This is a genomic window from Muriicola sp., assembly GCF_041567615.1.
In the GTDB taxonomy this organism is placed as follows: domain Bacteria; phylum Bacteroidota; class Bacteroidia; order Flavobacteriales; family Flavobacteriaceae; genus Muriicola.
The window spans coordinates 1-10,361 of the sequence record NZ_JBFGBM010000088.1 but is presented as its reverse complement, the minus strand read 5'-3'; the positions used below and the strand labels follow the sequence as shown (position 1 = coordinate 10,361).

Below are 10,361 nucleotides of genomic sequence, written 5' to 3'. Positions count from 1 at the left end.
CTTTAAGGTTTTCCAGACAGAACAAGATCATTCTGGGAAGCCTGTTGATTTTTTTGAGCATCGCCCTGTTCTTTTCCTTTGTTTCCTTTTACTTCACCTGGCAGGACGACCAAAGCCTGCTGACGGAGTTTGCCAACAGGAATGAACAGGCTAAAAACCTGCTGAACAAATTCGGCGCTAGTGTCAGCCATTACATCATGTACAGGGGGTTCGGATTATCATCTCTGATCATCCCCTTCCTGTTGAGTCTCACCGGGCTCTACCTCTTCCTGAGCCTTCCTTTGAGAAATCTTTGGAACAAGTGGATCTGGGGGCTCGTCCTCCTGATCTGGATCTCCATAGCCCTGGGCTTCTTTGCCGATGACCAGCCCCTGCTCGGAGGCCTCGTAGGTTATGAAATGAACGATTTTCTCCAAGACTATACAGGCAAGATCGGGGTTTTCCTCATCCTCCTTTTCATGCTTACCATCATCCTAGTCAGGCTCTTTAAACTCACCCCGGAGGGCGTTGCCCGTTTTTTTAAGTCGAAATCAGCTTCGGTCGCCGCCGATTTCAAGAAATCACAGCCGGAAGCACAAGAATCTCTCCGGGAAGATGAGGAAACGGAAGTGATCCTGGATACCTATACCCATAAAAAAGACATCCCTCACCTGGATCCTTCAGCTGAGGAGACAAAGGTCGAAGCAGGAAAGGCTGATTCAGCAGATGACGAAATCGCCATGGAAGTAAATACGGTCACTGACGAAAAGGAAGAAAGTGATCTCCTGTCCGACAAGCTGGTGGCCGATTTCGGGGAATTCGACCCAACCCTCGAATTGAGCAATTATAAATTCCCCCACCTCGACCTGCTGGATCCCCACGGATCTTCCGGAGGGATCACCATCAACCAGGAGGAACTGGAGGAGAACAAGAACAAGATCGTCGAAACCCTCAAGAACTACAAGATCGGGATCGCCCAGATCAAAGCCACCATCGGACCCACGGTGACCCTCTATGAGATCGTGCCTGATGCAGGGATCCGTATTTCCAAGATCAAAAACCTGGAAGACGATATCGCCCTTTCCCTGGCAGCCCTTGGAATACGCATCATTGCCCCGATTCCCGGGAAGGGGACCATCGGTATCGAGGTACCTAACAAAAAAGCCACTACGGTTTCCATGAGGTCTGTGATCGCCTCGAGCAAGTTCCAGAAGGCGGAGATGCAGCTGCCCATTGCCTTTGGAAAGACCATCAGCAACGAGACCTTTGTAGTGGACCTGGCCAAAATGCCCCACCTGCTGATGGCGGGGGCCACCGGACAGGGAAAATCTGTGGGACTCAACGCCGTCCTTACTTCCCTCCTCTACAAAAAACACCCGGCGGAGGTCAAGTTTATCCTGGTCGATCCGAAAAAAGTGGAACTCACCCTTTACAACAAGATCGAAAGGCATTACCTGGCCAAACTGCCAGATTCCGAAGAGGCCATCATCACGGACAATACCAAGGTGATCCACACCCTGAATTCGCTTTGCATTGAGATGGATAACCGGTATGAATTGCTCAAACTGGCCATGGTTCGGAACATCAAGGAATACAACGCCAAGTTCAAGGCCAGGAAACTCAACCCAAATGACGGACACACCTATCTGCCGTATATCGTCCTGGTGATAGACGAGTTTGCAGACCTGATCATGACAGCCGGCAAGGAAGTGGAAACACCCATTGCCCGGCTCGCCCAACTGGCCCGGGCCATCGGGATACACCTGATCATCGCTACCCAGCGCCCATCGGTCAACGTGATCACCGGGATCATCAAGGCCAATTTCCCGGCCAGGATCGCCTTCAGGGTGACCTCAAAGATCGATTCCCGGACCATCCTGGATTTCCAGGGAGCTGACCAGTTGATTGGCCGGGGCGACATGCTCTTTACCCAGGGGAATGACATCACCCGGATCCAATGTGCCTTTGTGGACACCCCGGAGGTAGCCAAAATCACTGATTATATCGGTTCGCAGCGGGGATATGCTAGTGCACACCTTTTGCCCGAGTATTCTGGCGAAGATTCTGGCACAGGTATTGATTACGATATTTCGGAAAGGGATGCCATGTTCCGGGATGCTGCCGAAGTGATTGTCACGGCCCAGCAGGGATCGGCCTCCCTGATTCAGCGAAAGCTCAAACTGGGGTATAACAGGGCGGGGCGTATCATCGATCAGCTCGAGGCTGCGGGGATCGTAGGCCCTTTTGAAGGAAGCAAGGCACGGGCCGTGCTTGTTCCCGATATCTATACCCTGGAAAAAATGTTGAATGAAGAAACCAAATAAGACATGAAAAAATTTAGTATCCTGATCCTGATCTTCTTTGTGGGTAACCCTGTGTTTGCCCAGGAAGCAGCCAAAGCCAAAGCATTGCTCGATGAGGTGTACAACAAGGTACAGAGCTATGACAACATCGAGGTGAATTTTAAATACACCCTGGAGAACAAGGAGGCCAATATCAACCAGGAAACTCGTGGGGATGTCACCCTGCAGGGAGAAAAGTACCTCTTTAATTACCTGGGGTCGCAGCAGCTGTTTGACGGGAAAAAGGTCTATACCATTGTCCCGGAGAATGAGGAGGTGACCATCGAGAATAAGTCGGATGACGAAAATACCATCACTCCCTCCAAATTGCTGACCTTTTACAAAAAGGGATACAACTATGCATGGGACATCCTTCAGAACGTGCAGGGCAGGAAGATACAGTATGTAAAGCTGACTCCTATTGATACCCATTCGGAGATCTCTTATATCCTCCTCGGGATCGATGCCCAGACCAAGCATATTTACAAGCTGATAGAGACAGGCAAGAACGGCACCAAGACCACTATTACTGTTAATTCTTTTAAAACTGACCAACCGTTGTCAAAAACCTTATTTACTTTTGACGAGGCCAAATACAAAGACGAAGGCTATTACATTATAAGAAACTAGTATCTTGAGGATCCTAGACCAGTATATTCTAAGTCGGTTCCTGTACAACTTCTTCAGTTCGTTTGTGATCCTGATGTTCATTTTCATCTTCCAGACGATATGGCTCTTTATTGACGATATCGCCGGGAAAGGCCTGGACATCATCATCATCGGGAAATTCCTCTTTTACCTGATGCCCAACCTGACCGAAAAAGTCCTTCCCCTCACCGTTTTACTGTCTTCCATCCTCACCTTTGGTGCTTTTGCGGAGAATTACGAATTCGCGGCTATGAAGGCATCAGGCATTTCCCTGCAGCGTTCCATGTTGAGCCTGATCATGCTGGTTACCTTTCTCGGAGGGGTTACTTTTTATTTTGCCAATACCGTGATCCCGGCCTCAGAACAGAAGATCTACAACCTGCGCAGGAATATCGCCAAGGTGAAACCGGCAGCGGTGATCGAAGAGGGTGTTTTTAGCGATTTCGAGGGGATGAATATCAAGGTCGATAACAAATTCGGGGACAATGACAAATACCTGCAACATGTCATCATCCACAAGAAATCCAACCTCCAGAAGAACAATACGGTGATCAAGGCAAATTCCGGAGAATTGATCAGCAGTGAAGAATCGGATATCATTCAGCTAGTGCTTTCAGACGGGCATTATTATGAGGAACTGGTCCCCAATTCAGCCAAAGACCGCAAGCACTTCCCTTTTGCCAAGGCGGAGTTCGATACCTACACCATCAACATAGAAGTTCCTGAAAACACACAAGACCTGGAGGAAGAGCGCAACATCAGGACAGACAAGATGAAGAACATCTCCCGACTTAAGAAGGATATTGATTCCATTCGGGACAACAACCTTGCGGTTGTTGGTGCTTTTTCCAAGAACATTGTGACCAGGCTGGGCGCCTTTGCTCCCTTGGCAGAAAATGACACGCTGAGCAATACACAAGCCAATACGGCCTCTCAAAAGGATTCCCTGCCGGCTACTTACCAGGCCATGGATACGGTTACCAATACAGCCGATATCCTCGGGCTATACCAGGAATACCAACAGCGGCAGATCATCAGTTCGGCCGCCAACGCCATCTCCAACATCCTGAATTCGGTGAGCGGGAAGAAACAGGACATCGAGAATAAATACAAGATCTACAACATGCACATCCTGTCCCTTCACAAAAAATACGCCCTGGCTTTATCCTGCATCATCCTGTTCTTTGTGGGGGCTCCCCTGGGGGCGATCATTAGGAAAGGTGGGCTTGGACTCCCCATGGTGATCGCCATCGTACTCTTCCTCGCCTATTATTTCATCGGGGTGTTTGCCGGCAATTACGCCAAAGAGGGGAACATTCATCCCGTACTGGGAGCGTGGCTATCTACCTTAATAATGTTACCTTTGGGGATATTTCTCACACGGAGGGCCACGGCAGACAAGGGATTGATGAGTTTTGGACATGTATGGGACACGATCTCGGAAGGAATTAAAAAAAGATTTAAACGCAAGACCCCATGATGGTTAGCAAGGAAAAGAAAATACAACTGAACACGATCGAAGAGGCCATTGAGGACATACGTCAGGGGAAGGTAGTGATCGTGGTCGACGATGAGAACAGGGAAAATGAAGGGGATTTCATCGCTGCGGCAGAAATGGTGAGCCCCGAGATGATCAATTTCATGGCCAAGCACGGCCGGGGTTTGATTTGTACTCCGCTCACAGAGAAAAGATGTGAAGAACTGGACCTGACTATGATGGTGCAGAACAACACGGTTATGCACCACACCCAGTTCACGGTTTCCGTAGACCTGATCGGACACGGTTGTACCACGGGAATTTCGGTTCACGACAGGGCGAAGACCATCAAGGCACTGGTCGACCCCGAAACCAAAGCCCACGAATTGGGCAGACCCGGCCATATCTTCCCCCTCAGGGCAAAGAATGGCGGTGTGCTCAGGCGAACAGGGCATACGGAAGCTGCTGTTGACCTGGCCCGCCTCGCCGGGTTCCAACCGGCAGGAATCCTGGTGGAGATCCTCAACGAGGACGGGACCATGGCCAGGCTGCCCCATCTGGCAGAGGTAGCCCGGAAATTCGACCTTAAACTCATCTCCATAGAAGACCTGGTGGCCTACAGGATGCAGCACGACAGTCTAATTGTCAAAAAGGAATGTTTTGATGTGGAGACACGGTTCGGAAAATTTACCCTCCACGCCTATCAGCAGACCACCAATGAGCAGGTCCACATAGCACTTACCAAAGGATTCTGGAAAAGAAACGATGCCGTTCTGACCAGGATCAATTCCACCCTGGTCAATAACGATATTCTGGGTACCCTGACAAACAATGCGGAGAAAAAGCTGGATGATATGTTCCAGGCCATCAACAACGAAGGGACAGGGGCCATCGTCTTTATCAATCAGACCAGTGAATCCCTCAACCTGTTGAACCGACTCAAAGGGCTGAAGGAAAACCAGGCCAAAGGGATCATGAAGGCACCCAGGATCGATATGGATACCAAGGATTTCGGGATTGGGGCGCAGATTCTGCACGACCTGCATATCTGCAAGATGCGTATCCTCACCAACAGCGGTCAGACCAAGCGTGTGGGAATTGTAGGTTACGGACTGGAAATCGTTGAATATGTAACTTATTAGGCTGCCCCCAGGACCTCCCTCAGCACATTCTTGATTTTTTCGCCTCTTTGTGCCACTTCTTCCCTGCTCCATCCGAGTTTGATCAGACATGAAAGGTTACGGCCCATCCAGTGGTCGGAGGAGGGGAACGTCAGGTCTTTCAGGCCTGAAAGCTTTTCCTGTACTTCGGGGCTAACCGGCCCAAGGGTCTTAAGTTCGGTGAGATGTTCCCATTTTCTGTAGTAGTGCCAGTTGTTGTCGTACCAGTAGAAACAGCCATCAATGCCTGCAGCTGCCAGTGCCTTGTGAGCATTTCTGGCTAACGCCTCTGAAGGCAGAAAAAAGTTCAGGAAGGAGTAATTCTGAACCCCCGTCACGGGGATCTTTCTCATCGTGATCCCTTCCAGTCCGGCCAGGGACTCCGCAAGGATGCCGTAATGGTTCTCCTGAATCCTGAGGAATTCATCCAGCCGCCTGATCTGGGCCACGCCTACGGCGGCATTGAGTTCGGATATTCGGAAATTGTAGCCGAGGAAGGGATGGGATTCAGCTCCCCGGTCGCTGCCCACATGGTCATGGCCATGGTCTGAGTAGTGGTCAGCATTTCGATAAAACGTCTCGTTGTCCGTGATAAGTCCGCCCCCTTCCCCGCAGGTGATGGTCTTTACATAATCAAAGGAAAAACAGCCCACATCTCCATAGCTACCCAGGGGTTTGCCCTCGTAACTGCCTCCGATCGCCTGGCAGGCATCTTCTATCAGGAGGAGGTCATGTCTGTCACAGATCGCTTTCAGCGTTTTCAGGTCGGCCATGGAACCACACATATGGACCGGCATGACAGCTTTTGTACGTTCTGTAATGGCCTTCTCCACGGCTGAGGGATTCAAACACAAGGTCTCGTCAATATCAGTGAGGACGGGGATGGCCCCCAAAGCCAGGACGGCCTCAAAACTTGCCACAAAGGTAAAAGTGGGAATGATCACCTCATCGCCTGCACCTACCCCCGCACTTGCCAGGGCAACGGTCAGGGCGGCCGTTCCGCTGCTCACGGTCTGGGCGAACCGTGTGTTCATACGGGCAGCAAGGGCTTGTTCGAGTTCCCGGGCTTTCCAATGGCCGTTGCGCATTCCGTCGAACCCGTAGCGCATCAGCACCCCCGAGTCCAATACATCCTGTACCTCGGCCCTTTCCAGGGCTCCGAACATCTCAAATCCCGGCATATTATTCTATGTGTATGATGGTTTCCGCTAAATCCCTTCTGACCTTTTTCAGGCCCGAGAAAAAATCGTCATCTGCACGTTTTCCTACCGGCAGGACCAGGACGGACGACAGGTTTCTCGATTTCAGATCGAGAAATTCATCGTAGGCATCAGGTTTGAAGCCCTCCATCGGACAGGCGTCAATTCCTTCCACAGCACAGACGGTTAGCAAGTTTCCCATGGCCAGGTAAGCCTGGTTGGTGGCCCATCGCTTAATTTCTTCTTTCTGTCTTTGGGAAAAGTCCTCTATAAGGGCATTCTTGAAAGGGTCCAGGATCTTTTCGCTCGTCCCCCGAATGGACCTGACCTTTTCGAAATACTGGGTGATATATTCCTGGTCGACGTTGGTCTCTATGCAGATCACGAGGACATGAGACGCCTGGGCCACCTGTTTTTGTCCATAGGAATGTGTCACCAGATCGCCTTGCTTTGATTTGTTCTTTAACACCACCAACCTGATGGGCTGCAGTCCATAGGACGTTGCAGTAAGGTTGAATGCATGGATAAGGCGGTCGATCTTCTCTTTTGGGAGCAGGGTCTCCTTATCGAATTTCTTTACGGCGTATCGCCATTTTAATCGTTCTATACTATCCATATGCTTATGTAAAAAACCACAATTTAATCGCCATCAGCACCACCATGACCACCAGGAAGGTTTTGATGAATCCATCCCCTTTCTTAACGGAGACCCGGCTAGAAAACCACGCTCCCAATCCGTTACCAAGGGCCAATACGGCCCCTACCTTCCAGATCACCTTATCGTTGAATACAAAGACGGCCAGGGCGGCCAGGGTGTAAATGCAGACCACAGCGACCTTGGTGGCGTTTGCCCTGACCAGGCTCATCTTGTGAAAATAATGAAGAAACAAGAGGATGACAAATCCGATCCCGGCATTGATAAAGCCCCCGTAGATCCCTATAAAGAAAAAAGCGAGCATCCCTAGCCATAGGTATTTCCCGGTGAGTCGTTCCTCCACGTTCTCCAGGCTGATCTTGGGCTTGAACACGATGATCAGGACCACGACGATCATGATGATGGCCAGGATACGATTGAAGGTCTCCCCCTTGATATCAACCGCAATGGAAGCCCCCAGAATAGAACCGAGGAGCGCTGCGATACCGAGGTAAACGTTGAAGGGAAAGGTAGACACCCCTTTACTCTTAAAACCGGCTACTCCAATGGCCGTCTGAAAAGCGATGGCTACGCGGTTGGTACCGTTGGCCACGGAGGGCGGCAAGCCCAGGAATATAAGAACGGGCAGGGATATCAGTGAAGCACCTCCCGCTATAGTGTTTATAAAACCCACCACAAAACCCACCACAACCAAAAGGGGATAATGGTACCATTGTTCCATGGGGCAAAAGTACGTGCTAAAAAGTTATTCCGGAAAGGTCTTCAATCAATTCCATTCAATCCCGAGTTCCTCCAGAGGAATGAGCTGTATACCGCCTTTGCGTACAAAGACGAAATTGTCATCTTGTGTAATGCAGGGGCCCCAGCCATAGCTCAGGGGAAGGCGTTTTACTCTCTCCCAGGATTTCCCCTTTTTCTCGTAGTAATACAGTCCGACTTCCCCCCTTTCCGGGTATGTATCCTGGTTGTAGTAATGGGAAATGATGAGTTTTTTCTTCCCGGGATGTATGAAGACATCAAAGGAATCGCTGTCTGTCAAGCTCACCTGATCGCTGAGCCACCGGGGTCTTGAATAAATCGTCTTTTTTGAGGGATTGGAATAATAGATCCCGGTTTTCGGGCTTCTCGCAAAGAAATACAGGGTGTTGTCAGGCGTGAAATGAAAATAGCCTGCATGGATATTAAACAGGCGTTTCACTTCGACGGGATTACCCCATGTCTCCCCTGTTTTATCCACCACAAAAACGCGAGAGACCCTTTCCCCCTCCCATTCGTCGAATTGTTTGTAAATGATCCGGTTGCCATGCGGATTGATGGCCAGGTTGTAAAGGGTATCCGCAAAGGACAGTCTTTGAAGTTCCCAGGTACCTTCCCTCCGATAAGCGATGTACGGGTTTTTGTCTTCCCATTCCTGGTAGAGCGCCAGAACCAGCGTATCCCCCGAGGCAGTAAAGGAAGGCGATGTGCTTTCATATCCCTCGGGTACAACACCTTGGGCAAAAAAAGGAGCGTAGAAAATGTGATCGTCATCCCCTACGTCATAAACGCTGCCATCCTGTGAGTATTTTATCCAATTCCCCAGGGCTTTGTTCTGTTCAAAATTGCGAACCTGTTTTAGTTTTCCATTGGGATACCACTCCTTCCAGGCCCCGTGGTTCATTCCATCTCTAAATTCCCTAAGGGTCCTCTGCTGGCCGTTTTCATAGTATGCAATAGCCTTCCCGCTAAACGGCTCCCCCTCGTAGGTATATACTCCAGTGGGGCCCCCGGGAAAGGCATCTGCCAACCTTATATCTTCCAGCGTAACAGGCTCGCCTGGCCAGTCATCTTCTGGCCTTATTACCTCCTGAGTAACCTGGGAAGAAAGCGTATATAAAGTGAAGAAGAACAAACACACGGTCGGTCCGGCAGCAAGCAGATGAGAGTATCCCCTGGGAATACAAGTTATAAAGTGATTATTTGAGGGATGTTTTCCGATGGAGAATATGGGAAGTCTGTGGTGTTTTATCATCTAACTTCCGGCAAATGGTGATCCAAATACCCCTACCGCCAACTCGGCCCAGACCAGGAAAAAGAAGACCAGTGCTGCCACCAGCAGCACAATCCTGAAAGTGTCATTGGATACATTTCTCCACACCAGATCGCATACAAAGGCAGTACTGGCCAGCAGGATACCGGCTACGAGGAAGTCAAGCGCACTCCAGTCGACTTCAGAACTGAATTGCATAGCGACCAAAGGGATACACAGCAAAACCAGTGTCCCCAAGAAAATATATCCAATGCGTTTGAAAGACAGGGTCATGATTTTCAGTTCGTTTCTATAAAGTTACTGATTTTTTTTACGGGTCGACAATCTTCCTCGTCAAGACCCCTGGGAAGCCATTATAGGGATCCAGATTTCCTCTTCAGATTCGGGGTCGTATTGGCGGTAATTTTCGCCCAGAACCTCAAAATGAGGCCGGTGGTCGATGCTGTATCCGGATCCGGGCAACCATTGGGCAAAGATGTACTCATAAATCCGCCTGTCTGATGAGGAACCCTTGTAGGAGAAGACCGAGTAAAGTCCTTCAGGGATATAAAGAGCGCTCATCCCCTGGGGGATATCCCGAAAATCGTTCGCCTCCCGTGCCGCCCATTTCTCGAATGGGGTATGTGGATCAAAGGCCTCAAAATATCCCGGCGGATAGACGGCAGCCGAAATAAGATCATCAGAGGCCGGATGAATGATCTCCTCCCTCCTTGGCATAAAGCTGCCCCAAAGTTCGGAGAGATCGTAATTGGTTAGACTGACGATCTTTTTCATCCCTATGAGTTTTAGCCCTTGCGTCTTTTTGATGTTCGGTTGTATTCCGCTTTCTTGCTGTTCCTTTACAACTCTTTCAATTCTTTGGATTTTCGAGG

At 49.9% G+C, this 10,361-nt stretch carries 10 protein-coding genes; 4 read left to right on the top strand and 6 right to left on the bottom strand.

The genetic code is table 11. The features are described from left to right. The 4 genes from ABYP73_RS07605 to ribB all read left to right on the top strand — a co-directional run. Nucleotides 1-2,303 (top strand): DNA translocase FtsK (locus ABYP73_RS07605; protein WP_372973914.1); only part of this gene is annotated, 2,303 nt, incomplete at its 5' end. Between the two features lie 3 nt (nt 2,304-2,306). After that, nucleotides 2,307-2,951 (top strand): outer membrane lipoprotein carrier protein LolA, encoded by a 645-nt coding sequence (locus ABYP73_RS07600; RefSeq protein ID WP_372945296.1) that lies wholly within the window; start codon nt 2,307-2,309, stop codon nt 2,949-2,951. A 73-nt stretch (nt 2,952-3,024) separates the two neighbouring features. After that, nucleotides 3,025-4,449: an LptF/LptG family permease gene (locus ABYP73_RS07595; RefSeq protein WP_372973915.1), complete on the top strand. Its 1,425-nt coding sequence runs from the start codon at nt 3,025-3,027 to the stop codon at nt 4,447-4,449. Then, a complete protein-coding gene (ribB, locus tag ABYP73_RS07590) occupies nt 4,446-5,588 on the top strand; it encodes a 3,4-dihydroxy-2-butanone-4-phosphate synthase (protein WP_372946364.1) in 1,143 nt (380 codons plus the stop codon). The genes ABYP73_RS07595 and ribB overlap by 4 nt, the downstream gene beginning before the upstream one ends. Here ribB and ABYP73_RS07585 read toward each other — a convergent pair. From ABYP73_RS07585 to ABYP73_RS07560, 6 genes are all read right to left on the bottom strand, one after another. Further along, nucleotides 5,585-6,787: a DegT/DnrJ/EryC1/StrS family aminotransferase gene (locus ABYP73_RS07585; RefSeq protein WP_372973913.1), complete on the bottom strand. Its 1,203-nt coding sequence runs from the start codon at nt 6,785-6,787 to the stop codon at nt 5,585-5,587. The genes ribB and ABYP73_RS07585 overlap by 4 nt on opposite strands. A 1-nt stretch (nt 6,788) precedes the next feature. Beyond that, complete coding sequence (locus ABYP73_RS07580; protein WP_372973912.1) at nt 6,789-7,421, bottom strand: nitroreductase family protein; 633 nt, start codon at nt 7,419-7,421, stop codon at nt 6,789-6,791. A 4-nt stretch (nt 7,422-7,425) separates the two neighbouring features. After that, entirely contained in the window at nt 7,426-8,181 is a 756-nt protein-coding gene (locus ABYP73_RS07575; RefSeq protein WP_372973911.1) for a sulfite exporter TauE/SafE family protein, read from the bottom strand. Nucleotides 8,182-8,226: 45 nt separating this feature from the next. Next, complete coding sequence (locus ABYP73_RS07570; RefSeq protein ID WP_372973910.1) at nt 8,227-9,246, bottom strand: hypothetical protein; 1,020 nt, start codon at nt 9,244-9,246, stop codon at nt 8,227-8,229. Between the two features lie 225 nt (nt 9,247-9,471). Next, a complete protein-coding gene (locus tag ABYP73_RS07565) occupies nt 9,472-9,762 on the bottom strand; it encodes a hypothetical protein (RefSeq protein WP_372946614.1) in 291 nt (96 codons plus the stop codon). A 60-nt stretch (nt 9,763-9,822) separates the two neighbouring features. After that, nucleotides 9,823-10,361, bottom strand: a 539-nt coding sequence (locus tag ABYP73_RS07560; RefSeq protein ID WP_372973909.1) for a GyrI-like domain-containing protein, incomplete at its 5' end; no start/stop codon positions are given.

Coding starts and splice junctions, on each gene's coding strand:
- ABYP73_RS07600 (WP_372945296.1), top strand. CDS start 2,307: ATGAAAAAATTTAGTATCCTGATCCTGATCTTCTTTGTGGGTAACCCT.
- ABYP73_RS07595 (WP_372973915.1), top strand. CDS start 3,025: ATGTTCATTTTCATCTTCCAGACGATATGGCTCTTTATTGACGATATC.
- ribB (WP_372946364.1), top strand. CDS start 4,446: ATGATGGTTAGCAAGGAAAAGAAAATACAACTGAACACGATCGAAGAG.
- ABYP73_RS07585 (WP_372973913.1), bottom strand. CDS start 6,787: ATGCCGGGATTTGAGATGTTCGGAGCCCTGGAAAGGGCCGAGGTACAG.
- ABYP73_RS07580 (WP_372973912.1), bottom strand. CDS start 7,421: ATGGATAGTATAGAACGATTAAAATGGCGATACGCCGTAAAGAAATTC.
- ABYP73_RS07575 (WP_372973911.1), bottom strand. CDS start 8,181: ATGGAACAATGGTACCATTATCCCCTTTTGGTTGTGGTGGGTTTTGTG.
- ABYP73_RS07565 (WP_372946614.1), bottom strand. CDS start 9,762: ATGACCCTGTCTTTCAAACGCATTGGATATATTTTCTTGGGGACACTG.